Genomic DNA, 23,908 nt, shown 5'->3' on the forward strand with positions numbered 1-23,908 from the left:
TTTCGCCGGGCGGGTCAACACAACGAGCGGGGTGACGATGGACGCGCGAAAGCTCCTGCCCTCCTCCCCGGCGGGCCGATGGGCCGCCGGCATCGGCGCCTCCGTCGCGGCGCTCGCCCTGTTGCGCTGGGCCAGCCGCCTTCCCGAACCCGAGCCGGGCACGCCCGCGCCCGCCTTTGACGATCCGGGTGCCACTGCGCTCGGCAAGGGCATCGCGCCGCATCTTGCCGAACATCCGGACCTGTCGGGGCTGCACCTGCTGTCCGACCCGCTGGACGCCTTTGCCGCGCGCATGCTGCTCGTGCGCCGGGCCGAGCGCAGCCTCGATCTGCAATATTATATCTGGCACGGCGATCGCACGGGCACGCTCCTGCTGGAAGCGATTCACCAGGCCGCCGGGCGCGGCGTGCAGGTCCGCCTGCTCCTGGACGACAACGGCATCGCGGGGCTCGACCCCGTCCTCGCCGGGCTGGACGAGCACCCGAACATCGAGGTGCGGCTGTTCAACCCCTTCCGCATCCGCTTCCCCAAGTCGATCGGCTACGTTGCCGACTTTCAGCGGCTGAACCGGCGCATGCACAACAAGAGCTTCGTCGCCGACGGCGCGGTGACCATCGTCGGCGGCCGCAACATCGGCGACGAATATTTCGGCGCGGGCGATGCCGGGCTGTTCGCCGACCTGGACGTGATGGCGGTCGGGCCGGTGGTGCGCGACGTGTCCGCCGGGTTCGACGTCTATTGGCGCTCGGCCTCCGCCTGCCGCGCGTCGCGGTTGCTGCCGAAGCTCACCCGCCGCGAGCGGCAGCGCCGCCGGCTGGCCCACCGCGCCTCCGTTGTCGAGCGGGACGCGTCCGCGCGGCGCTATGTGGAGCGGGTGAAGGAGCTCCCGCTGGTGGAGCAGCTCGTCGCCGGCACCCTGTCGCTGGAATGGGCGAAGGTGCGGATGCTGTCCGACGATCCCGCCAAGGCGCAGGGTCTGGCGGAGCCGTCGGGGCTGCTGGCGGGCAAGCTGGAACAGGCGATCGGCACGCCGCAACGCGAGATCGGCGTGATTGCCGGCTATTTCGTGCCGGGCGACCGCGGAACGCAGATGCTGTCCGATCTCGCGCGCCGGGGCGTTGCCGTGTCCGTGCTGACCAACGCGTATGCCACCAACGACGTGGCGGTGGTCCATGCCGGCTATGCCCCCTACCGGCCCGCCCTGCTCGCCGCGGGCGTGCGCCTGTTCGAGCTGTGCGCCGAGGCGAGCGGCCCTTCGGCACGGGAGCGGCGGCGCGGCAGCCGGCTGGGCGTGGGCAGCAAGCTGCGCGGCTCCGGCACCGGATCGGTTGCGGCGCTGCGTTCGGGCGCGTCCACGCTGCATGCCAAGACCTTCACCGTAGATCGCGAGCGGCTGTTCATCGGCTCGTTCAACTTCGATCCGCGCTCGATCGACCTCAACACCGAACTGGGCTTCTTGATCGAAAGCCCGACGCTTGCGAGCGGTGTCGCCGACGCGTTCGACACGGTGATACCGGAACACAGCTACCGGGTGGCGCGCGACGCGGACGGCACGCTTTGCTGGCATGCTCCCGGTGGCAAGGCGCAGGTGCGGGAACCGGGCATGTCGCCGCTCGATCACCTGCTGGTGCGGGTTGCTGCCGCGCTGCCGATCCAGTGGCTGCTGTGAGGCGTCAGAAGGCGCGCTGGCCCACCACGTTGCCCGGCGGGCTGTAGCGGCACACCAGGTAATCGTCGCGCGGCCCGCCGGCGAGCGCACAGCCGACCGCGCGCGAGGTGCGCCACACGATCTGCGTGTAATGGCCGACGTCGCGCCAGTTGCCCGTGCGGCTGAAATTGGGCGTGACCTCGTTCACGAACGACTTCTGCTCGTCCACCCACAGCTGCACCATCTCGGCATAGCTGTAGGCGCCGCGCGTGCCGGTGAAGAGGTTCTCGCCTTCCCGGCCCGGCCCTTGCGGCTGCTCGGCATGCTGGAAGCGGCCGGTGCGCGCCATCTCCTCCGCATAGGCGCGAGCATGCGCGGCGAGCGTGTCGTCCCAGGCGAGCGGCGGCACCCCGACGATCGCCCGCGCGCGATTGTGGCCGGTCAGCATCGCGTCTCGCAGCAGCGCGCTGCCCCGTGCGGCCGGCTCCTGGCTGGGCCTGGCCTCCACCACGCGCGGCGGGCCGGAGGAGCAGCCGGCCGGCAGGAGGGCAAGCAGCGGGGCGAGCGCAAGAACATGGCGTTTCGTCATGGCAGCCCTCATATGCGCACCCGCATGCCCTCCCAACAACCCCTCGACGCGCCCCTTGCCCTGTATGTCCACTGGCCGTTCTGCGTCTCCAAATGCCCGTATTGCGACTTCAACAGCCATGTTCGCGACAGCGTGGACCAGGATCGGTGGCGCGCGGCGATGCTGCGCGACCTCGCCTATGAGGCGGCGGCGCTGCCGGGGCGGCGGCTGGGCTCGATCTTCTTTGGCGGCGGCACCCCCTCGCTGATGCCGCCGGAAACGGTGGCGGCGGTGATCGCCGCGGCGACCAACGCCTGGGTGCCGGAGCCCGACCTGGAGATCACGCTGGAGGCCAATCCCTCGTCGGTCGAGGCGGCGCGCTTCGCCGATCTGGCGAGCGTTGGCGTGAACCGGGTGAGCCTGGGATTGCAGGCGCTGGACGACGCGGCGTTGCGCTTCCTCGGCCGGGCGCACGGCGTGGCCGAAGGGCTCGGCGCGCTCGACACGGCGCAGCGCCATTTCGGCCGCGTGAGCTTCGACCTGATCTACGCGCGACCGGGCCAGAGCCTCGCTGGGTGGGAGGCCGAGCTGTCGCGCGGTCTCGGCTTCGGCACCGAGCATCTGTCGCTGTACCAGCTGACGGTGGAACCCGGCACGCGCTTCGCCACCGAGGCGGCGGCGGGACGGCTGGTGCTGCCGGATGGCGACGCCGCCGCCGACCTCTACGAGGCGACCCGCGCGCTCACCGGCGCGGCGGGGCTGCCGGCCTATGAGACGAGCAACCACGCACGGGTCGGCGCGGAGAGCCGCCACAACCTGACCTACTGGCGGTATCGCGACTATGCCGGCATCGGCCCCGGCGCGCATGGCCGCCGCAATGGACTAGCCACGCAGCGGCGCCGCAAGCCGGAGAACTGGCTGGCGGCGGTGGACCGCAACAGCCATGGCGCGGAGCTGGAGGAGCCGCTTGCGGCGGAGGACCGCATCACCGAGGCGCTGGTCATGGGCCTGCGCCTCGCCGAGGGCGTCGACCTGGCGCGCATCGCCTCGCTGGGCGGGCGATCGATCGCGGAGATCGTCGACGAGGCGGCGATCGTCCGCCTGTCGACGCAAGGCTTCGTGGAGCGCGCGGGAAACCGGCTGGCGGTGCTGCCCGCCGGCGCGCTGCTGCTCGATGCGATCCTGCCGCAGGTGGTGCGTTAGGGCGTGTACTAGCCTATTTGCCGAAGCCGCCCGGTGCCGGCGCCACGGTGGCGACCGCGCCGCCGCGCACTTCCTGCACTTCCAGCGCGCGCTCGGCCACGCCGTCCCGGCCGAAGCGGAAGGCGCCGTCGATGCCGGAGAAGCCGCCCCGGTCGCGCAGCCGCTCCTCCGGGAACGGCCGGCCGACCGGCCAGTCGCGGGCGATGCGCACCGTCAGCAGCACCGCGTCATAGCCGAGGCTCGACAGGCGATACGGCGCGCTGCCAAACCGCGCCCGGTACTTGGCCGCATATTGCCCGTACAAACCGTCCGAGACGCTGGCGAACCACGCGCCGTTCAGCGCCGGCTTGGCGGCAAGCGAGCCTTCCGCGTTCCACAGATCGGTGCCGAGGATATGCGCGGACGGGCTGCCGTTGCGACGGACGAGCGGGGCCGCCGCCGCGGCATTGCCGCTGCCATCGGCGATCAGCACCGCCCCATAAGGCGCGTTCTTGGCCATGCGGGTGACCGCGGCCGAGATCGCGCCGGGCACGCGGTCATAGGTCTGCAGGCTGACCACCTGCCCGCCAGCGCTTTCCACCGCGCGGAGGAACGCGGTGGAGGCGCGCTGGCCATAGGTGCCGTTGGGAACGAGGCCGCCGAACGTCGTCACGCCCTGCGCGCGGGCATAGCCGACCACGCGCTCGATTGACTGGCCCGGCGCGGTGCCCATCAGGTACGCGCCGCCGCCGGCGGCCGAAACGTCGTTGGAGAAGCCGACGACCGGAACCGCCGCGGCACGCGCGATCGGCGCCACCGCGCGCACGTCCTCCGCCAGAAGCGGCCCCAGGATCAGACCATTGCCCTCCGCCAGCGCGCGCCGTGCCGCGGCAGCGGCGCCGCCTGCGGTGTCGTAGGTGGTGATGCGCACCTGCTCGCTGCGGGTGTCCATGATCGCCATCTGCGTCGCGTTGGCGAGGCTGCGCCCCACCCCGGCATTCGGCCCGCTGAGCGGCACCAGCAGGGCGACGCGGTGGCGCTGGTTGTCCTCGGGAATGCCGCCGGTCACCGGGCGCGGCGCAACGGCGCGGGGCGGCGGGGGCGGCGCGCGGTTCGGCGACTCGGCGCCGCGCGGCACCACCGTCGAGCACGCGCCCAGGAGCAGCGCGCCGGCGATCGCCGCCAGCCGCCCGAACCCGAGCCGTTTCGATTCCGGCCGTTGCGGCCTGCCTGCCTGCTCTGCCATGAGACCCCCCGATGAACGCTTCACTCGAGCCCGGGCTCTACATCGTCGCGACCCCGATCGGCAATCTCGGAGACCTGTCTCCCCGCGCGGCCGACATCTTGTCGCGGGCGGACCTGATCGCGGCGGAGGACACGCGCGTCACCGCCGGCCTGCTGCGCCATATCGGCGTGAAGCGGCCGATGACGCCCTATCACGACCACAATGCCGATGCGGTGCGGCCGGGGCTGGTCGCCCGGCTGGGCTCGGAGGCGATCGCCCTAGTGTCCGACGCGGGCACGCCGCTGATCTCCGATCCCGGCTTCAAGCTGGTGCGCGATGCGCGCGCGGCCGGCCATGCGGTGGTGACGATCCCCGGCCCCTGCGCCGCCATTGCCGCGCTGACTTTGGCCGGGCTGCCCACCGATCGCTTCCTGTTCGCCGGCTTCCTGCCGAGCAAGGCGCAGGCGCGGGCCGAGGCGATCGCGGAGGTGGCGGCGATCCGCGCCACCCTGGTCTTCTACGAATCCGGCCCCCGGCTGGGCGCGACGCTGGCGGCGTTGGCCGAGGGTTTGGGCGACCGCGAAGCGGCGGTGACCCGGGAGATTTCCAAGAAATTCGAGGAGGCTGTCACCGGCACGCTGTCCACGCTTGCCGAACGCTATGCCGAGGCGGGGCCGAAGGGCGAGATCGTCGTGGTGGTCGCCCCGCCCGGCGCGCCCGCCCCGGCCAGCGCGGAGGATGCCGACGCGGCTTTGCGGGAAGCGCTCGCCCGCCTGCCCGCAAGCAAGGCGGCCGGCGAGGTGGCCAGGCGACTCGGGCTCGACCGGCGGGAGCTGTACGCACGGGCACTGGCGATGAAGGCCTAAGGCGAATTGCAGGCCGCCCCGACGACTGATACCTTGTCCACAGTCAACGAAATGGGGGAGCCAATGCTGTGTCGATCGGCAAGCGTCTTCTGTCAGTCCTCGCGACCGTTGCCATGCTGACGCCCGGCTCCGCAACGGCCGAACCCGCCGGCAGGATCACCGGCATCGGTGGCATCTTCTTCAAGAGCAAGGACCCCAAGGCGTTGATGGCCTGGTACCGGGACGTTCTTGGCGTCAAGGTGGAATCATGGGGCGGCGCGGCGCTGCCATATGACGCGCCGCAGCACCCGCCCGTGCTCGTCCTCAACGCAGTGAAGGCGGGGTCCGACTATATGGAGCCCTCGAAGCGCGAGTTCATGTTGAACTTCGCGGTGGACGATCTGACGGCGTTCCTGGATCGCCTGAAGGCCAAGGGGGTCGCCATCCTCAAGCGCGACGACAGCGACGCAAGCGGCACGTTCGCGTGGATCGTCGATCCCGACGGCACCAAGATCGAACTGTGGGAGCCGAAGGCGGAACCGGCGGCGAACTGAGCCGCCGGCGAGGGCGGCCGGGTCGCGCTTCGTGCGTTCCCCCTTGCTCGCCCGGGCCGCCGCGGGCACGCTTTGCCGCATGTCCCATATTCCCCTGCCCGCCAGAGACCGCCGCATGGCCGAGGCCGCCGGGCGACGTGGCGAACGGCTGGCCGCGTGGTGGCTGCGGCTGAAGGGCTGGACGATCCTCGACCGGCGGGTGCGGACCAAGGACGGCGAAGTCGATCTCGTCGCCCGCAAGGACAATCTCGTCAGCTTCGTCGAGGTGAAGACGCGCAAGACGGCGGCCGAGCTGGACTTTGCCATCGACCAGCAGCGCCTCGCGCGCGTTGCCGCCGCCGCCGAGGTGTTGATGCCGCATTATGCGGGGCCGGACGACGACATTCGCGTGGACGTGATCCTGCTGGCACCGGGCGTGCGGCCGCGCCATATCGAGAATGCGTGGATCGGATAGCCGCTTCTGCCGTTCGTCCGGAGCTTGTCGAAGCACCGCCCTTGTCTCTACCGGGCTGACAGAAAGATCAGCCCCGCGGCACGTTCGGGGCGAACGGAGTTCTTGGCCATGTCGCTTACCGTTGCCGTCCAGATGGACCCGCTCGAAACGATCAACATCGCGGGCGATTCTACCTTCGCGCTGATGCTGTCGGCGCAGGCGCGCGGCCATCGCCTGTTCGAATACACCGCCGATGCGCTCAACTACCGCGACGGCCGCGTCTGGGCCAGGGCGCGGCCGGTCACCGTGCAGCGGGAAGTCGGCAACCACTTCACCGCCGGCGAGCCGGTCGGCCTCGACCTGGGTCGCGAAGCGGACGTTGTGCTGATGCGGCAGGATCCGCCCTTCGACCTAGGCTATATCACCGCCACGCACCTGCTGGAGCGGATCGCCGGCGAGACGCTGGTGGTCAACGATCCGGTGAGCGTGCGCAACGCGCCGGAAAAGGTGTTCGTGCTGGATTACGCGCGGTTCATGCCGCCCACCCTCGTCACCCGATCGCTGGAGGAAGCGCGCGCGTTCCTGGCCGAGCATGGCGACATCGTCGTCAAGCCGCTGCACGGCAACGGCGGCAAGGCGATCTTCCGCGTCGGCTCGGACGGCGCGAACCTCTCGGCGCTGATCGAGGTGTTCAACCAGACCTGGCGCGAGCCGCACATGGTGCAGGCGTTCCTGCCGGCGGTGGCGAAGGGCGACAAGCGCATCGTGCTGGTCGATGGCGAGGTCGCCGGCGCGATCAATCGCCTGCCGGGCGAGGGCGAAATCCGCTCCAACCTCGCGGTCGGCGGATCGGCGGAAAAGACGGAACTCACGCCGCGCGAGCGCGAGATCTGCGAGGCGCTCGGCCCCGAGCTGAAGCGGCGCGGGCTGATCTTCGTCGGCATCGACGTGATCGGCGGCGAATGGCTGACCGAGATCAACGTCACCTCCCCCACCGGCATTGTCGCCATCGAGCGGTTCGACGGCACGGACGTGGCCGGCCTGATCTGGGACGCGATCGAGGAAAAGGTGGCCGCGCGAGGCTGAACTCCGTGACCGAGTTCATCCTCAAGCTGATGGGCGATGCCGGCTATTTCGGCATCTTCCTGCTGATGCTGGTGGAGAACGTGTTTCCGCCGATCCCGTCCGAGGTCATCATGGGCCTGGCCGGCATGGGCGTGTCGCGCGGCAGCTTCGCGCTCTGGCCGGTGCTGCTGGTCGGCACGGCCGGCACGCTGGCGGGCAATTATTTCTGGTACGAAGTCGGGCGGCGGCTGGGCTATCAGGGACTCAAGCCGTGGGTGGAACGCTGGGGCCGCTGGCTGACGGTGGAATGGCAGGACGTCGAGAAGATCATCCGCTTCTTTCACGATCGCGGCGGCTGGGTGGTGTTCGTGTTCCGCTTCCTGCCGACGTTCCGCACGATGGTGTCGCTGCCCGCGGGGATGGCCAGGATGCCGCACTGGCGGTTTTCGCTGGCGACTTTCGGGGGCAGCCTGATCTGGAACGGGGCGCTGTTATGGGCCGGGATCGTGCTCGACAGCCGCTTTTCGGAGCTGGAGCGATATATCGGCCCGGCGGCGATCGCGACCTTTGCCGCGATCCTCGTCTTCTATCTCTACCGCGTGGCGACGTGGCGCCCGCGGGGATGACCCGCGAGCGCCCGTCCCGCGCCGCTTAGCGGCAGCGGATGTTGCGATTGCCGTTGCGGTCACGCGCATTGTTGCCGTCGCGATCGATCGCGCGACCGGCCAGTGCGCCGCCACCTGCGCCGAGCAGCGTGCCCAGCGTACCGCCGCCCAGCACATTGCCGAGCACGCCGCCGCCCAGCGCACCGATCACCAGGCCGGTCGTGCCGTCGTTGCGCTTGCAGTAATAGCGCCCGTTCGAGCCGCGATACACGCGATCGTTGGACGAAAGGCGACGCTCGCGCACGCGGCTGTTCTCGCGATAGCTGCGGCTGGGATCCCAGTTACGATTGTCGCGATCACCGTTCCAGCGGTAGTCGCGGTCGCCGCTCTGCGCCATTGCCGGGGCCTCGATCACCGGGGCCGCCACCGTTACGGCCAGCATGGCCGCCATCAGCTGCTTCTTCATGTCGCTACTCCTTACTCCGGGGGAACTCAGGCGGATTAACTCGTTACGGCCCGGAAAGGTTCATGAACGCCTGTTCAGGCGCTGGCGTTCAGGCGCGAGGATGCGCGTTGCGATATACGTCTAGGAGGTGCGCGGCATCCACGGCAGTGTAGATCTGCGTGGAACTGAGGCTCGCATGGCCGAGCAGTTCCTGCAGCTGGCGCAGGTCCGCCCCGCGCCCCAGCAGGTGCGTGGCAAAGGAATGGCGCAAGGCATGCGGGGTGGTGCGGCTGCCCAGCCCCAGCCGCCCGCGCGCGCCCTGCACCGCGCGGCGGATCAGCGCGGGCGACAGGGGGCCGCCCCGCGCGCCGCGGAACAGCGGCTCGTCCCGCGCCACCGGATACGGGCAGAGCGCGACATAGCCCTCGATCGCCTCGCGTACCTGCGGCAGCAGCGGCACGATGCGGGTCTTGGCGCGCTTTCCCGTGACCGCCATCGTTTCGCCCAGCGGCAGGACCCCGCCGGTCAGCGCCATCGCCTCGCCGATGCGCAGCCCGGCACCGTATAGCAGCAGCAGCACCGCCCAGTCGCGCGCGCCGATCCACTGCTCGCGCGCGGCGTCCGCCACCTCTTCGGCCAGCGCCACCGCCTCGTCCGGGCTGACCGGGCGCGGCACGCCCTTCTTGACCCGCGGCCCCTTCAGGCGGGGAACGGCGTCGCCCCCCGCGACGAAGCCGAGAAAGCTGCGCACCGCCGACAGCTCGCGCGCCGCCGAGGCGTTGCCCAGCCCGTCTCCGCGTCGCGCGGCGAGAAAGGCGCGCAGATCCGCCTGGCTGACAGCCGCCAGGGTGGCACGGTCCACCGGCCCGCCCCAATGCCGGCGAAGGAAAACGACGAGTCGCTCCGCCGCTCCGCGATAGGCGCGCACGGTGTGCGACGACCGGCGCCGGTCGCGGAACAGGTGCTCGGCAAAGGCCGTGGGAAGGTCCATGGCGTCAGCCTAACGCGGCCAACCATTTGTTAAAGCCGGCAGGTGCAATTGGAAGGAATGAGCGAACTCTCCGCCGCCACTCTCCTGCGCGACGAGGAAGCCCGCATTGCGGCGCTCCATGCGCTGGACCTGCTCGATACCGAGCCGGAAGCCGCGTTCGACGCATTGATCGCGCTTGCCGGCCAGATGCTGGACTGCCCTACCTCGCTGCTCAGCCTCGTTGATCGCGACCGGCAATGGTTCAAGGCGAAGGCCGGCATTGAGCTGACCGAAACCGACCGCAGCATCGCCTTTTGCGACTACACCATCCGGGAGAACGATCTTCTCGTCGTTCCCGACGCGGCGAAGGACGTTCGCTTCGCCGGCAATCCGCTGGTCACCGATGGCGCCGTCCGCTTTTATGCCGGGGCGCCGATCCACGCCACCGATCCGCAGGGAACGAGCCATGCGATCGGCGCCCTGTGCGTGCTGGACGAGAAACCTCGGGAGCTGACCGCGGAGCAGGGCAGAGCGCTGAAACACTTCGCCACGCTGGCCGAGGCGCTCATCACCATGCGCCGGGTATCGGGAGAGGCGGTTCGCGTGTCGCGATCGGTCCACCGCCAGTCCCGCCGGATCCATCGCGGCCAGCGCATCTTCGCCCAGGTGGAGCGGATGAGCGCGATCGGCTGGTGGCGTTTCGTGCTGGCGGACGAGACCATCCAATGGTCGGACGGCGTGTACCGCATCCATGAGATCGAGCCGACCACGTCCCCCGACCTGCGCACCGCGATGGAATATTACCCGCCCGAAGCGCGCGCCAGGATCACCGCGGCGGTCGACCGGACGATGGAAACAGGCGAGCCGTTCGAACTCGAAGTGGATTTCGTCACCTTTCGCGGCCGCAAGCGCCGGGTGAAGACCCGCGGCGAGGTGGAAATGCAGAACGGCCGCGCCGTGGCACTGATCGGCGTGATGCACGACATCACCGATCGCTACCGGATCGAACGGTCGCTGCGCGAATCGGCCAGCGTGGATGAGGTGACCAGGATCGCCAACCGCGCCGCCTTCAATCGCCAGCTGGAGCGCGCGCTGGAGGCGCATCGCGACGGGGCGCCGCTGGTGCTGGCGCTGATCGACCTCGACCTGTTCAAGCAGATCAACGACACCTACGGCCACCTGGCCGGGGACGACGTGCTGCGGTCCATCGGCCAGCGGCTGCGTTCGCCCTTTCTTAACGGCAGTTTCGCCGCGCGGCTGGGCGGGGACGAGTTCGCCTTGATCCTCACCGATCCGGACCTGTGCGCCGCGGCGCCTGCCGTGGTGCAACGTCTGCTGGAACAGCTGCGCGCGCCGGTCCTGTCGCAGGACGTGGAGCTGCGCCCCACCGCGACGATCGGTTATGTCTGCCCGCACAGCCGCGGTGCCAGCGCACGCGACCTGCTGCATGCCGCCGACACCGCGCTGTATGCCGCCAAGCGCGAGCGGCGCGGAACGGCGCAGGCCGCGTAAGGCACGCGCCCGTCCCGCCATTGCGGGGAGAATGTTCGCGGGGATTCCGCAACGGCGTGCGTGCCCCTACATGGGGCCGGCATGTCCCGCGCCCGCGTCCTCGTCATGAATTCCGCTCTCGGCCCGCTCGACTATCGCGTGCCGCACGGCATGGCGGTGGAGCCGGGTTCGATCGTGATCGCGCCGCTCGGCCCGCGCCAGCTGCTCGGCATCGTCTGGGAGCCGGAATACATGCCGTCCGACGCGGAGGTGGGCGACAATCGCCTGCGTCCGCTGCTGGGCGTGGTGGACGTGCCGCCGATCTCCGCGGCGATGCGCCGGCTGGTGGAATGGACCGCCGATTATTACCTGGCGCCGCCCGCAGCAGTCGCGCGCATGGCCCTGCCCTCCTCCTATGCGATGGAGGGCGCGCGCACCGTCACCGAATATCGCGCCACCGGCCATGTGCCGGACCGGCTCACCCCCCAGCGCGCGCAGGCGCTGGAGCGGATCGGCGAGCGGCAGGGGCTGGTGCGTGAGCTCGCCGCCGCGGCCGACGTCTCCGACGCGGTGATCCGCGGCCTCGTCAAGGCCGGCGCGATGGAGGCGGTGGAGGTGGACATCGACAGCCCCTTCCCCCTGCCCGACCCGGATCATGCCCGGCCGGCGCTGTCCGCCGACCAGCGGGCGGCCGCCTCCGTGCTCACCGGCGACGTGGCCGCCGCGGCGTTCCGACCGACCCTGCTCGACGGCGTCACCGGATCGGGCAAGACGGAGGTCTATTTCGAGGCGATCGCCGAGGCGATCCGCGAAGGGCGGCAGACGCTCGTCATGCTCCCCGAGATCGCCCTGACCGAGCCGTTCCTCGGCCGCTTCGCCGCGCGCTTCGGGTGCGAGCCCGTAGCCTGGCATTCCGGCCTGCGCCAGTCGCAGCGCCGCCGCGCCTGGCGGGCGATCGCCCAGGGGCAGGCGCTGGTGGTGGTGGGCGCGCGTTCGTCGCTTTTCCTGCCCTATCGCAATCTCGGGCTGGTCGTCGTCGACGAGGCGCACGAGACGAGCTTCAAGCAGGAGGAAGGCGTCCACTACCATGCCCGCGACGTGGCGGTGATGCGCGGCAAGTTCGAAGGGGTGCCGGTGATCCTCGCCTCCGCCACGCCGGCGATCGAGACGCGGCAGCAGGTGGCGCTGGGCCGCTATGCCGAGGTGAAGCTGCCGGGCCGCTGGGGTGCGGCCGAGCTGCCCGCGATCGAGGCGATCGACCTGATCCAGGAGCCGCCCGAGCGGGGCCGCTGGATCGCACCGCGGCTCGTCAAGGCGATGGAGGAGACGCTGGCGCGCCGCGAGCAGCTCCTCCTGTTCCTCAACCGCCGCGGCTATGCCCCGCTGACGCTCTGCCGCACCTGCGGCCACCGCTTTCAATGCCCGAACTGCACCGCCTGGATGGTTGAGCACCGGCTGGTGCGCCGCCTCGCCTGCCATCATTGCGGCCATGTCGAGCCCACCCCGCGCGCCTGCCCCGAATGCGCGAACGAGGAAAGCCTGGTGCCGGTCGGCCCCGGCGTGGAGCGGATCGCCGACGAGGTGAAGGCCCTGTTCCCCGAGGCGCGCGTCGCCATCGTCACCTCCGACACGATCTGGTCCCCGGCCAAGGCGGCGGAGTTCGTCGGGCGGATGGAGGCGGGCGACATCGACATCGTGGTCGGTACGCAGCTGGTCACCAAGGGCTATCACTTCCCTAACCTCACGCTGGTGGGCGTGATCGACGCCGATCTCGGCCTGGACGGCGGAGACCTGCGCGCGGCGGAGCGGACCTTTCAGCAGATCAGCCAGGTTGCGGGCCGCGCGGGCCGCGGGGCCAAGCCGGGCCATGTCTATATCCAGACGCACAGCCCGTCGGCGCAGGTGATGCAGGCGCTGGTCTCCGGCGATGCCGACGCCTTCTATGCCGCCGAAACGGAGGCGCGGGCGGAAGCCGGCGCGCCGCCCTTCGGCCGCTTCGCCGGGATCATCGTCTCGTCGGAGGACAAGGCCTGCGCCCACGAAACCGCCACCCTGATCGGCCGCAGCGCGCCGGAGGTGGACGGCATGCACGTCTACGGCCCCGCCCCCGCCCCGCTCGCCATGCTGCGCGGCCGCCACCGCTTCCGCCTGCTGGTCCATGCCCGCCGCGCGCTGGACGTGCAGGAAGTGATCCGCGACTGGCTGGGCAAGCTCGACTGGGGCGCCAAGGTGCGCGTGACGGTGGACGTGGATCCCTACAGCTTCCTGTAGCGGGCCGCCGCTGTCTCGCGACGTCCGCTGTCGCCGGTTTTGGTCCTTGAGGCGAGCGATCCGCGCCACGTCGATTCCCGGACAGAGCAATCGGCAACAGGTCTCGGGCAGCGGACGCACGGGCGTTCCACAGCTCGGCCGCTTGAGCGGCTGTCCCGTCGAGCCTTCCCCGTCGGAAAGACGGCGCAAGTCCGAGAATACCCTTTCCGGGACTGCGTGCCGCGCCTCGAACACCATGGAGTCGGTGGCGAACCTTCGATGAAAGGTGTTAAGTGCGGGCGATGGCCCCTGACGAGACACGGCTACAGATGGCATGCTCAGCTCTGCACACGCCCAGGCTCGGCGCCTGATGGCTATCGCGAAAGACGAGACGCCTGATGCAGCTGCGCTTCGGTCATACCGGATCAGCTTCTCGCTGCCGGTGCCCCGGCGAGGCACACTGGTCGTCTACGATTACCTGACCGCCGGGGACGATCAGCTGCCCATCGCCGGTCGCGAAGTATTCCTGATCGATCATCGGGACGTGATCTGGCAGATTGACCCGGAACCAGGCACCACCGGAAGCCGGGCGCACGAGTTCGATCCGGCGATCCGGACGACAGAGCCTTTCGTGAACGTCTACGCGGCCGGCGACACCTTCTACGCGAGCCGCTTCAACGGTGACACCTTCGCCATCGACATGGACACCGGACACGCCACATACGTTGGCTGGGCGCGAACCTAAGACCGACCTTGTCGTTCGTCCGGTGGTCAAGGCTACCCCGCCCTCTGCCTGACCCTCCTTATTTTCGGGACGGCAGCTGCCGCAAGCTTCCGTCCGAAGGCGGACGGGCCGCTCCCCACCCCACAAGCGGACACTCGCCCCGGCGATTTCGCCCCGCGCCGTACACCCCCTGTCGCCTCCGCTTCGTTTCTGGCAGAGCACAGGCCCATGATCCGGCGCGCCCTTGCCCTCCTCGCCCTGCTTTTCGCCACCCTGTCGCTGGCGCCGGCCCCCGCTCGGGCGGACGACATCTCCGCCACGGCGCGCGGCGTGGTGCGGATCGTCACCATCGCCATGGTGGAGGGGCAGGTGGTCGGCTTCGGCCATGGCAGCGGCTTTGCCGTGGCGCCCAACCGCATCGTCACCAATGCGCATGTGGTGGAGCTGGCCAGCCGCTATCCCGAAAACGTCGTCATCGGCGTGGTGCCGTCCGAGGGCGACAAGTCGTTCCAAGGCAAGGTCGTCGCCTTTGACGCGCAGCGTGACCTGGCGCTGATCGAGTTCGAGGGCCAGCGCCTGCCGCCGGTCGCGCTTTATACCGGCCCGGTGGACGAAGGGGCGCCGGTGACGGCGCTCGGCTATCCCGGCAATGTCGATCTCGCCACCGCGCAGTCGGCGACCGACTATATCCACCCGCTGAGCCCGATCCGCTCGGAAGGCGTGTTTTCCGGCCGCCGCGCCCTGTCCGGCATCGAAGTGCTGCTGCACACCGCCGGGATCGCGCGCGGCAATTCGGGCGGGCCACTGCTCGATCCATGCGGGCGCGTCATCGGGGTGAACTCCGCCATCACCCGGGGCGAGGACGGCGACACCAGCTTCGGCTTCGCCATCGCCGATTCCGAACTCGCCACCTTTCTGCGCGGCGCGGCCCAGCCCTACACGGCGGTGGGCACCGGCTGCACCAGCATGGCCGACCGCCTGAAGCAGGACAGCGCCGCCGATGCGCAGGCGATCGCCGATGCCGCGGCGGCGCAGCGCGAGGCGGTGGAACGCGCGGCCGTGCAGCGCGAGCAGGCGCTGGACAAGGCCCGCGCCGACGCCGAGCGCGAGCGCGAGAACTTCATGGCCGCGGCCGCCGTGCTGCTGGTGCTGGGCGCGCTGTCGCTGGGCGGCGCGGGCCTGCTGGCGACCCGCGGGCAGCGCACGCCGGCGATCGTCGCGGCGGCGGGCGGCGTGGTGCTGGTGATCGGCGCGGTGGTGATCTTCCTGGTGCGGCCGAGCGGCGAGGCCTCGCCGTCGGACACCGCGGCGGCGGCGCGTGCCGTGCCGACGCCCGACGCGGTGCTGGCGAGCGGCCCGCTCAACTGCCGCGTGGTGGCGGAGCGCAGCCGCATCACCGTCTCCTCCACCGCCGACCTGCGGCTCGACTGGGGCAGCGAGGGCTGCGTGAACCGGCGCACGCAATATGTCTCTGACGGCTCGCGCTGGAGCCGCATCCTGGTGCCGGAGCAGGAGCAGACGGTGTCGGTGCTGCAATTCGATCCGGCCACCCGCAGCTATGCGAACACCCGGTATCTGTTGTCCGCGGCGCAGATGGAGGCGATCCGCAAGCTGCGCGGCACGGCGCCGGTGAAGGGCTGTTCCGCCGATGCCACGCAACTGGCGCTGCTGGGGCAGCAGCAGGCGGCGATCCGCGCCGCGCTGCCGGCCTATCCGAACGAGAAGATCGTTTATTCCTGCTCGCCGGCTCCTAATTCAGCGGACTGAACCGCCGCCCGGCGACGCCAGGCCGGCGCGACGATCCGGCCACGGCGCACCGCAAGCCGCAGCAACGCCACGCCGAACGCCAGGCAGACGAGCAGCGCGGGCACCGATGCCTCCGCGCCGAACGCGCCCCCGGTCAGCCAAGCCGGCCCGCTGACCGCAGGGCGGATCAGGCCGGGCGCCGAGAAGCCGGAAATGGCGATGCCGTAGATGCCGCCCTGCGTGAAGTTCCACATCGCATGAAGCCCGATTGCCGCCCACAAGCGGCGCGTCAGCATGTACACCGCGGCGAGCATCACGCCCGCCTCCAGCGCGATGGCGATTGCGGCAAAGGCGGTGGCGTTCGGATTGGCAAGGTGCAGCGCGCCGAACAACGCCGCCGACAGCGCCAGCGCGATCCAGCTGCCCAGCCAGCTTTCGAGGATACGGAAGAACAGGCCGCGCAGCGCGATTTCCGCCACCACGCCGGAAAAGATCGAGACGGCGAGCGCCGCCAGCATCGCCGCCGGCGGATTGGTGCCGAGGATGCGGTACCCGCCCAACAGCGCGATAAGGCCGATCGCGGCGGAAAACAGCAGGAAGCCGAGCGCGATGCCGCCGAGCAACTCCCGTCCCGCGCCGGGCACCGCGAACTCGGCCACGCGCGGCCGGCGCTCCACGAAGCGCACGAACACGGCATAGGCCGCGGCAAAACCGACCGCGACGAGCAGCGCCACCGCGCAGGCGGCGATCGTGCCCGGCTTCGCGGGCAACGCGTTGGCGGCAGGCTGGATCAGCGCGCCTGCACCGAACAGCAGCGCGACACCGATTGCGAGCAGGACGAGCGGAAAATGGATCACCCGCCAGAGGCGACTGTTGGGCGGGGTGACGGGCAGGATCGGCGGCATCGGGGCTCCTTCAGGAAGCGGACCCTAGCCGCTCGCGCCGCCCGCGCAATGTTCGGCCGCGATCGACCCGCGCGGCAAGGCAGCCGCGCCCGGCGAAAGGCGCCGCCGGAGCGGCAAGGAACGGCACGCCCGGAGGCGTCGGGGTTCGGATGGCGAGCACACCGCGCCACCATCGCAAGGGCCGCATCGAATCACCCGAACAGCGGACGGAACGGCGGATCCAGCCCGCATCCGCCGGACCCGCTCACCCGTCACGCTCACGGTCGAGCAGGGCCCGCTTGCGCGAAAGGCCATAGGCATAGCCGCCCAGGCTGCCGTCCGTGCGCAGCGCGCGGTGGCAGGGGACCAGCACCGCCAGCGGGTTCGCGCCGCAAGCCGTGCCCACCGCCCGGACGGCGGCGGGCGTGCCGGCAGCGGCGGCGAGTTGCGCATAGGTGCGCGTCTCGCCCGCGGGAATGGTGCCGAGCGCCTGCCAGACGCGCTCCTGGAACGCCGTGCCCTGCACGTCGCGCGGCAGGTCGAGGTCGAGCCCCGGCTGCTCCACGGCGGCAACCACCCGGCCGACCAGTTCCGCGAACCCCGCAGCGCCGGGCTCCACCAGCGCCTGTGGGAAGCGCGCCCCCAACGCCGCCTCGTCCTCGTCGAAGGAGATGCGGCACAGGCCCTTGTCGGTGGCCGCCACCAGCAATGGTCCGAGGCTGGTCTCCGCCACCGCCCAGCGGATGGTGACGCCTGCCCCGCCCCGCGCCCAGGCGCTGGGCGGCATGCCGAGCCGCCCGGCCGCGCGTTCGTAGAACCGGCTCGGCGCCGAATAGCCGGCCTCGTAGATCGCCTCGGTCACGCTGTTCTCCTGTTGCAGGGCCTCACCCATGCGCTCGGCACGGCGCGCGCGGGCAAAGGCGGCGGGCGTCACGCCGGTGGCGCGCTTGAACAGGCGGTGGAAATGATGCGGCGCATAGCCGACGGTCGCGGCCAGATCGGCCAGCGAGAGCGCCTCCCCGCTCCGCTCGATCGCGGCGATCGCCTCGGCCACCGCCATGCGGTCGCGCCCGACCTCGTCCGGCAGGCAGCGCCGGCACGCCCGGTATCCCGCCGCCTTCGCCGCTTCCGGGGTCGGGTGAAACGAGACATTCTCCCGCCGCGGATGACGCGCCGGGCAGCTCGGCTTGCAATAGATGCCGGTGGTGCGCACCGCGACCACGAAGCGCCCATCCGCCCCGCGATCGCGCGCCGCAAAGGCCGTCCAGCAAAGATCGGTGTCGAGGTTCATGCGAGTGGAATACGCACTGCCGCCGCCCGCCGCATCCCGCTGCTTGCCATCAAAGCATCAGGGCGCGGTTCCGGCAGGGGATTTCGTCCTGCCGGCAACCACCCGGCCGAGCAGCGCGGCGAGTTGCGCCCGTTCTGCGGACGAGAGTGGCGACAGCATCGCCGCCGTTTCCTCCGCCGCCGCCGCCAGCAGCGCCGGCATGAGCAGCGCCCCCGCGCCGGTCAGCGCCAGCGTCTGCATGCGGCGATCGCCGCCCGGCATCCGCGCGCGAACGACGAGCCGCTTGGCCCGCAGCGCGTCGGCCAGCCGGCTGACCGCCCCGCGCGAGACGCCCAGCCGCTCCGCCGCGAGGCTGGGGGCAGCAGGCCCGCCCTCGAACAGCACCCGCATCAGCGCCGCCTCCGCGCCCGATACGCCCTGCTCCGCCACCCGCGCCGCAATGCGAGCCGCCAGCCGTTCGCCCGTGGCGCGCAGGAGAAGATCGACCGCCGACATGCGCCCGGGCCACAGCACCGAGCAGTTGACGTGTCAACTACCTGCACCTTTCTGTTGCGTCCGCCCCGGCCCCTTGCTAACCGCGCGCCGACCCTGTGGCCGCCTGCGGCCCTTTCTGATCGAACATGAAGTGAGGATCCCGATCGCGTGGAGACATCCAGCGGCATTCAAGCGAGCCTGAGCGGCCGCTACGCCAAGGCCTTGTTCGACCTGGCCGACGAATCGAAGAATGTCGGCGCGGTGGAGGCGAGCCTCGCCACCGTTCGCGACGCGCTCGACCAGTCGGACGATTTCCGCACGCTGACCACCAACCCGCTCCTGTCGCGCAAGGATGCCGGCAACGCCGTTGCCGCCACCGCGCAGGCGCTCGGCCTCGATCCGATCACCACCAAGTTCCTCGGCGTGCTGGCCGAAAACCGCCGGCTCACGCAGCTGCCGGCGATCATCCGCGCGTTCCGCCGCCTGGCCGCGCAGCAGCGCGGCGAGACCAGCGCCGAGGTCATCACCGCACACCCGCTTTCCCCGGCGCAGACCGACGCACTGACGCAGCAGCTGCGCGCGCGGGTCGGCCGGGAGGTTTCCGTCGATCTCACGGTTGATCCCGCCCTGCTCGGCGGCATGATCGTGCGCATCGGCTCGCAGCAGATCGACAGCTCGATCCGCACCCGTCTCAATTCTCTCGCGCATGCAATGAAAGGCTGACGGCGTGAACGCCGTTGGGAAGGGCTAAGAACATGGACATCCGCGCCGCAGAAATCTCCAAGGTCATCAAGGACCAGATCGCCTCCTTCGGCACCGAGGCGCAGGTCTCGGAAACCGGCCAGGTGCTGTCGGTGGGTGACGGCATTGCCCGCATCCACGGCCTCGACAACGTCCAGGCGGGCGAGATGGTCGAGTTCGCCAACGGCGTGCAGGGCATGGCGCTGAACCTCGAGGCCGATAACGTCGGCGTCGTGATCTTCGGCTCGGACGCCGAGATCCGCGAGGGCGACACCGTCAAGCGCACCGGCACCATCGTCGACGTGCCCGTCGGCAAGGGCCTGCTCGGCCGTGTCGTGGACGGCCTCGGCAACCCGATCGACGGCAAGGGCCCGATCGTCACCGACCAGCGCAGCCGCGTCGAGGTGAAGGCGCCCGGCATCATCCCGCGCACCTCCGTGCACGAGCCGATGCAGACCGGCCTCAAGGCGATCGACGCGCTGGTGCCGGTGGGCCGTGGTCAGCGCGAGCTGATCATCGGCGATCGCCAGACCGGCAAGTCCGCCGTCGCGGTCGACACCTTCATCAACCAGAAGACGGCGAACGCCGGCACCGACGAGAAGAAGAAGCTCTACTGCGTCTATGTCGCGGTGGGGCAGAAGCGCTCCACCGTGGCGCAGCTCGTCCGCACGCTGACCGAGCAGGGCGCGATGGACTATTCCATCGTCATCGCCGCCACCGCGTCCGATCCCGCGCCGCTCCAGTTCCTGGCACCGTACACCGGCACCGCGATGGGCGAGTATTTCCGCGACAACGGCATGCATGCGTTGATCGTGTTCGACGATCTGTCCAAGCAGGCGGTCGCCTATCGCCAGATGTCGCTGCTGCTGCGCCGTCCGCCGGGCCGCGAAGCCTATCCCGGCGACGTGTTCTACCTCCACTCCCGCCTGCTGGAGCGCGCCGCCAAGATGTCGGACGCGAACGGCGGCGGCTCGCTGACGGCGCTGCCGATCATCGAAACGCAGGCGGGCGACGTGTCGGCCTATATCCCGACCAACGTGATCTCGATCACCGATGGCCAGATCTTCCTCGAAACCGACCTGTTCTTCGCCGGCATCCGCCCCGCGATCAACGTCGGCCTGTCGGTGAGCCGCGTCGGCTCGGCCGCGCAGACCAAGGCGATGAAGAAGGTGTCGGGCTCGATCAAGCTGGAGCTGGCGCAGTATCGCGAGATGGCGGCCTTCGCGCAGTTCGGCTCGGACCTCGACGCTTCCACGCAGCGCCTGCTCAACCGCGGCGCGCGCCTCACCGAGCTCCTCAAGCAGCCGCAGTTCTCGCCGCTGCCGTTCGAGGAGCAGGCCGCGTCGATCTTCGCCGGCACCAACGGCTATCTCGACACGGTGCCGGTCGAGCAGGTGACCCGCTATGAAGCGGCGATGCTTGCGGACCTGCGCGCCAACCATGCGGACGTGCTGACGATGATCCGCGATACCAAGGATCTCGGCGACGAGGCCAAGGGCAAGCTCAAGGGCGCGCTGGACGCGTTCGCGAAGACGTTTGCGTAAGGCGCATACGCACTGACACACACAACCCGTCACCCCGGACCTGTTCCGGGGTCCACGGGTCCACAAGGACGGACAGCCCTGGTGGAAGAGTGGATGCCGGAACAGGTCCGGCATGACGGTTGAGGGATGGTGACGAAGTAGAATGGCAAGCCTCAAGGCCCTCAAGATCCGCATCGGCTCGGTGAAGTCGACGCAGAAGATCACCAAGGCGATGAAGATGGTCGCCGCCGCCAAGCTGCGCCGTGCGCAGGAAGCGGCGGAGGCCGGCCGCCCCTATGCCGAGCGGCTGGAAGCGGTGGTCGCGTCCCTCGCTTCCCGCGCCAACATCGCGGAAGGCTCGTCCCCGCTGCTCGCCGGCACCGGCAAGGACCAGGTGCACCTTTTCGTGGTCGCGACATCCGATCGCGGCCTGGCCGGCGCGTTCAACACCAACATCGCCCGCCTGGCCCGTCGTCGTGCGGACGAGCTCATCAGGCAGGGCAAGACCGTCCGCTTCTACACCATCGGCAGGAAGGGCCGCGCGGTGCTCAACCGCCAGTATCGCGAGCTGATGCTGCACGGCATCGAGCCCGGCGATCTCGGCAAGCTCACCTTTGCCGATGCCCGCGGCTATGCCGACGATCTGATCGCCCGCTACCTCGCCGGCGAGTTCGACAAGGCGCACCTGTTCTACTCGCATTTCAAGTCGGTGCTGACGCAGGAACCCACCGAGCAGCAGATCCTGCCGGTGAAGATCCCCGCGCCTTCCGCGGCGGCGACGAACGCCGGCGGCGCGGTGGTGGAATATGAGCCGGACGAGGAGTCGATCCTCGCCGACCTCCTGCCGCGCAACGTCGCGATCCAGATCTTCAAGGCGATGCGCGAGAACGCCGCCTCTGAGCAGGGCAGCAAGATGACCGCAATGGACAACGCCACCCGCAACGCGGGCGACCTCATCAAGCGGCTGAACATCGAATACAACCGCCAGCGTCAGGCGGCGATCACCACCGAGCTGGTGGAAATCATTTCCGGCGCCGAAGCGCTATAGGATGGCAGATGTCTCTATCGACCATCGATTCGCGAGATTTGGTCAGACGAGATATGCGACGGATAAGATTACATCGTTCGAGGTGACAACAAGATCAACGAAGGTGCAAGGCGACAACGATAAGTTTACTGCTACATTTCTGGGATTGACCGGCACTCTCTTCGGGCTGGGCCTGACGGTGGTCGGGGTAGGCGATCGAAGAGTAGATCTTGGCCTCTCGGGGCTGGCCATCTTAGCAGGAGCGGCATGGCTCTTGATAAAGGCGCGAACAATGCAGTCGAGACGTTCGAGTGTCGCAAATGTCTATCGTTTGATGATCACCACGAATGCTGGAGAAGTGGCCGCGTTTGAAACCACTTCTTGGGACGAAATAAGCGAGATTGAGTCTGCGCTGGAGCAGGCGATCGTAGAAGCAAGGCGATAGGAACAGATTATGGCAACCGCCGCTGAAGACATCCGCCCGGCAACGGGCAGCCCCACCAACAATGTCGGCCGCATCAGCCAGGTGATCGGCGCCGTCGTGGACGTCGCGTTCGAAGGCGAGCTGCCGTCGATCCTGTCCGCGCTGGAAACCGACAACAACGGCCAGCGGCTGGTGCTCGAAGTGGCGCAGCACCTGGGCGAGAACACCGTGCGCACCATCGCGATGGACGCGACAGACGGCCTGACCCGCGGCCAGACCGTGCGCGACACCGGCTCGCAGATCCGCGTGCCGGTTGGCCCCAAGACGCTGGGCCGCATCATGAACGTGATCGGCGAGCCGATCGACGAGCGCGGGCCGGTGGGCAACGAGGAGTTCGCCCCGATCCACGCCAAGGCGCCGGACTTCATCGACCAGTCCACCGAGGCGGCGATCCTGGTGACCGGCATCAAGGTCATCGACCTGCTCGCGCCTTATGCGCGGGGCGGCAAGATCGGCCTGTTCGGCGGCGCGGGCGTGGGCAAGACCGTGCTCATCCAGGAGCTGATCAACAACATCGCCAAGGGTCATGGCGGCGTGTCCGTGTTCGCCGGCGTGGGCGAGCGTACCCGTGAGGGCAACGACCTCTACCACGAGTTCCTCGACGCGGGCGTCATTGCCAAGGACGCGGACGGCAACGCGATCTCGGAGGGTTCCAAGGTCGCCCTGGTTTATGGCCAGATGAACGAGCCGCCGGGCGCCCGCGCCCGCGTCGCCCTGTCGGGCCTCACCATGGCGGAATATTTCCGCGACGTGGAAGGCCAGGACGTGCTGTTCTTCGTCGACAACATCTTCCGCTTCACCCAGGCGGGCTCGGAAGTGTCCGCATTGCTCGGCCGTATTCCCTCCGCCGTGGGCTATCAGCCGACCCTGTCCACCGACATGGGCGCGCTGCAGGAGCGCATCACCTCCACCAACAAGGGCTCGATCACCTCGGTGCAGGCGATCTACGTGCCCGCCGACGACTTGACCGATCCGGCGCCGGCGACCTCGTTCGCCCACTTGGACGCGACCACCAACCTGAACCGCGCCATCTCCGAGCTGGGCATCTACCCGGCGGTGGATCCGCTCGACTCGGTCAGCCGCGTGCTGGAGCCGCGCATCGTCGGCCAGGAGCATTACGACACGGCGCGCGCCGTCCAGTCGATCCTGCAGAAGTACAAGTCGCTGCAGGACATCATCGCGATCCTGGGCATGGACGAGCTGTCCGAAGAGGACAAGCTCACCGTCAGCCGCGCGCGCAAGATCCAGCGCTTCCTGTCGCAGCCGTTCCACGTGGCCGAAGTCTTCACCGGCATTCCGGGCAAGTTCGTGCAGATCGAGGACACGGTAAAGTCGTTCAAGGCGGTGGTCGACGGCGAGTATGACCATCTGCCGGAGAGCGCCTTCTACATGGTCGGCGGCATCGACGAGGCGATCGCCAAGGCCGAGAAGCTGGCGCAGGAAGCGTAATGGCGCTGCACTTCGAACTCGTCACGCCGGAACGCCTGCTCCGTTCGGACGAGGTGTACATGGTGGTGGTGCCCGGCACCGAAGGCGACTTCGGTGTGCTCGAAGGGCACGCACCGTTCATGTCCACCATCCGCGACGGCGCGCTGTCGATCTACGCCAGCGCCAACGCGCAGCCGGAGACGATCGCGATCGAGGGCGGCTTTGCCGAGGTTTCCGCCACCGGCCTCACCGTGCTCGCGGAACGCGCGGGCTGATCGCCACCAAGCTGCGGTAATCATTGCGAG

24 protein-coding genes are annotated in these 23,908 nt (G+C 69.6%); 17 read left to right on the plus strand and 7 right to left on the minus strand.

Annotated features, from left to right (window positions below; all coding sequences use genetic code 11):
* Positions 1-37: 37 nt before the first annotated feature.
* Positions 38-1,669 carry a phospholipase D family protein gene (locus tag DVW87_RS03005; protein WP_114686268.1) on the plus strand — a complete coding sequence of 544 codons (1,632 nt, stop codon included), beginning with the start codon at positions 38-40 and terminating at the stop codon, positions 1,667-1,669.
* Positions 1,670-1,673: 4 nt separating this feature from the next.
* Here the strand turns inward: DVW87_RS03005 and DVW87_RS03010 are convergent, their stop codons facing one another.
* The gene (locus tag DVW87_RS03010; protein WP_239017728.1) at positions 1,674-2,237 is read right to left on the minus strand and encodes a CAP domain-containing protein; all 564 of its coding nucleotides are present in this window, start codon (positions 2,235-2,237) and stop codon (positions 1,674-1,676) included.
* Positions 2,238-2,261: 24 nt separating this feature from the next.
* Here DVW87_RS03010 and hemW point away from each other — a divergent pair, with 24 nt between their 5' ends.
* The gene (gene hemW, locus DVW87_RS03015; RefSeq protein ID WP_114687028.1) at positions 2,262-3,419 is read left to right on the plus strand and encodes a radical SAM family heme chaperone HemW; all 1,158 of its coding nucleotides are present in this window, start codon (positions 2,262-2,264) and stop codon (positions 3,417-3,419) included.
* 13 nt (positions 3,420-3,432) lie between these two features.
* Here the strand turns inward: hemW and DVW87_RS03020 are convergent, their stop codons facing one another.
* Positions 3,433-4,644 carry a penicillin-binding protein activator gene (locus tag DVW87_RS03020; RefSeq protein WP_114686270.1) on the minus strand — a complete coding sequence of 404 codons (1,212 nt, stop codon included), beginning with the start codon at positions 4,642-4,644 and terminating at the stop codon, positions 3,433-3,435.
* An 11-nt stretch (positions 4,645-4,655) separates the two neighbouring features.
* On the opposite strand from DVW87_RS03020, the gene rsmI reads away from it, so the two are divergent.
* The 5 genes from rsmI to DVW87_RS03045 all read left to right on the plus strand — a co-directional run bounded on the left by rsmI (position 4,656) and on the right by DVW87_RS03045 (position 8,146).
* Positions 4,656-5,489: a 16S rRNA (cytidine(1402)-2'-O)-methyltransferase gene (gene rsmI, locus DVW87_RS03025; protein WP_114686271.1), complete on the plus strand. Its 834-nt coding sequence runs from the start codon at positions 4,656-4,658 to the stop codon at positions 5,487-5,489.
* Between the two features lie 68 nt (positions 5,490-5,557).
* A complete protein-coding gene (locus tag DVW87_RS03030) occupies positions 5,558-6,022 on the plus strand; it encodes a VOC family protein (protein ID WP_239017729.1) in 465 nt (154 codons plus the stop codon).
* Between the two features lie 79 nt (positions 6,023-6,101).
* Positions 6,102-6,476: a YraN family protein gene (locus DVW87_RS03035; RefSeq protein ID WP_114686272.1), complete on the plus strand. Its 375-nt coding sequence runs from the start codon at positions 6,102-6,104 to the stop codon at positions 6,474-6,476.
* A gap of 108 nt (positions 6,477-6,584) precedes the next feature.
* The gene (gene gshB / locus DVW87_RS03040; RefSeq protein WP_114686273.1) at positions 6,585-7,541 is read left to right on the plus strand and encodes a glutathione synthase; all 957 of its coding nucleotides are present in this window, start codon (positions 6,585-6,587) and stop codon (positions 7,539-7,541) included.
* A gap of 5 nt (positions 7,542-7,546) precedes the next feature.
* Entirely contained in the window at positions 7,547-8,146 is a 600-nt protein-coding gene (locus tag DVW87_RS03045; protein ID WP_114686274.1) for a DedA family protein, read from the plus strand.
* A gap of 25 nt (positions 8,147-8,171) precedes the next feature.
* On the opposite strand, the gene DVW87_RS03050 is transcribed toward DVW87_RS03045, so the two are convergent.
* Both DVW87_RS03050 and DVW87_RS03055 read right to left on the minus strand, forming a co-directional pair.
* Positions 8,172-8,591, minus strand: a complete 420-nt coding sequence (locus DVW87_RS03050) for a glycine zipper 2TM domain-containing protein (RefSeq protein WP_114686275.1) — start codon at positions 8,589-8,591, stop codon at positions 8,172-8,174.
* An 88-nt stretch (positions 8,592-8,679) separates the two neighbouring features.
* Positions 8,680-9,561, minus strand: coding sequence for a tyrosine recombinase XerC (locus tag DVW87_RS03055; protein ID WP_114686276.1), 882 nt, complete (start codon positions 9,559-9,561; stop codon positions 8,680-8,682).
* Between the two features lie 57 nt (positions 9,562-9,618).
* On the opposite strand from DVW87_RS03055, the gene DVW87_RS03060 reads away from it, so the two are divergent.
* The 4 genes from DVW87_RS03060 to DVW87_RS03075 all read left to right on the plus strand — a co-directional run bounded on the left by DVW87_RS03060 (position 9,619) and on the right by DVW87_RS03075 (position 15,772).
* Positions 9,619-11,052: a diguanylate cyclase domain-containing protein gene (locus DVW87_RS03060; RefSeq protein WP_114686277.1), complete on the plus strand. Its 1,434-nt coding sequence runs from the start codon at positions 9,619-9,621 to the stop codon at positions 11,050-11,052.
* 81 nt (positions 11,053-11,133) lie between these two features.
* The gene (locus tag DVW87_RS03065) at positions 11,134-13,302 is read left to right on the plus strand and encodes a primosomal protein N' (protein ID WP_114686278.1); all 2,169 of its coding nucleotides are present in this window, start codon (positions 11,134-11,136) and stop codon (positions 13,300-13,302) included.
* A gap of 349 nt (positions 13,303-13,651) precedes the next feature.
* On the plus strand, positions 13,652-14,026 hold the full coding sequence (locus DVW87_RS03070; RefSeq protein WP_114686279.1) for a hypothetical protein: 375 nt from the start codon (positions 13,652-13,654) through the stop codon (positions 14,024-14,026).
* A 207-nt stretch (positions 14,027-14,233) separates the two neighbouring features.
* Positions 14,234-15,772 carry a S1C family serine protease gene (locus tag DVW87_RS03075; RefSeq protein WP_114686280.1) on the plus strand — a complete coding sequence of 513 codons (1,539 nt, stop codon included), beginning with the start codon at positions 14,234-14,236 and terminating at the stop codon, positions 15,770-15,772.
* On the opposite strand, the gene DVW87_RS03080 is transcribed toward DVW87_RS03075, so the two are convergent.
* The 3 genes from DVW87_RS03080 to DVW87_RS03090 form a co-directional block, all read right to left on the minus strand.
* Positions 15,736-16,656, minus strand: a complete 921-nt coding sequence (locus DVW87_RS03080) for a CPBP family intramembrane glutamic endopeptidase (protein ID WP_114686281.1) — start codon at positions 16,654-16,656, stop codon at positions 15,736-15,738. The genes DVW87_RS03075 and DVW87_RS03080 overlap by 37 nt on opposite strands.
* A 244-nt stretch (positions 16,657-16,900) precedes the next feature.
* On the minus strand, positions 16,901-17,926 hold the full coding sequence (gene ada / locus DVW87_RS03085; protein WP_114686282.1) for a bifunctional DNA-binding transcriptional regulator/O6-methylguanine-DNA methyltransferase Ada: 1,026 nt from the start codon (positions 17,924-17,926) through the stop codon (positions 16,901-16,903).
* A gap of 57 nt (positions 17,927-17,983) precedes the next feature.
* Positions 17,984-18,421: a MarR family winged helix-turn-helix transcriptional regulator gene (locus DVW87_RS03090; RefSeq protein ID WP_114686283.1), complete on the minus strand. Its 438-nt coding sequence runs from the start codon at positions 18,419-18,421 to the stop codon at positions 17,984-17,986.
* 147 nt (positions 18,422-18,568) lie between these two features.
* Here DVW87_RS03090 and DVW87_RS03095 point away from each other — a divergent pair, with 147 nt between their 5' ends.
* From DVW87_RS03095 to DVW87_RS03115, 6 genes are all read left to right on the plus strand, one after another.
* A complete protein-coding gene (locus DVW87_RS03095; protein WP_114686284.1) occupies positions 18,569-19,123 on the plus strand; it encodes a F0F1 ATP synthase subunit delta in 555 nt (184 codons plus the stop codon).
* 32 nt (positions 19,124-19,155) lie between these two features.
* A complete protein-coding gene (gene atpA, locus DVW87_RS03100) occupies positions 19,156-20,685 on the plus strand; it encodes a F0F1 ATP synthase subunit alpha (RefSeq protein ID WP_114686285.1) in 1,530 nt (509 codons plus the stop codon).
* 142 nt (positions 20,686-20,827) lie between these two features.
* Positions 20,828-21,712: a F0F1 ATP synthase subunit gamma gene (locus DVW87_RS03105; RefSeq protein ID WP_114686286.1), complete on the plus strand. Its 885-nt coding sequence runs from the start codon at positions 20,828-20,830 to the stop codon at positions 21,710-21,712.
* A gap of 1 nt (position 21,713) precedes the next feature.
* Entirely contained in the window at positions 21,714-22,136 is a 423-nt protein-coding gene (locus tag DVW87_RS17700; RefSeq protein ID WP_147276194.1) for a DUF6232 family protein, read from the plus strand.
* A 9-nt stretch (positions 22,137-22,145) separates the two neighbouring features.
* The gene (gene atpD / locus DVW87_RS03110; protein ID WP_114686287.1) at positions 22,146-23,624 is read left to right on the plus strand and encodes a F0F1 ATP synthase subunit beta; all 1,479 of its coding nucleotides are present in this window, start codon (positions 22,146-22,148) and stop codon (positions 23,622-23,624) included.
* The gene (locus DVW87_RS03115) at positions 23,624-23,878 is read left to right on the plus strand and encodes an ATP synthase F1 subunit epsilon (protein WP_114686288.1); all 255 of its coding nucleotides are present in this window, start codon (positions 23,624-23,626) and stop codon (positions 23,876-23,878) included. The genes atpD and DVW87_RS03115 overlap by 1 nt, the downstream gene beginning before the upstream one ends.
* Positions 23,879-23,908: the final 30 nt, after the last annotated feature.

This window comes from Sphingomonas aracearum (assembly GCF_003345355.1).
In the GTDB taxonomy this organism is placed as follows: Bacteria; Pseudomonadota; Alphaproteobacteria; order Sphingomonadales; family Sphingomonadaceae; genus Sphingomonas; species Sphingomonas aracearum.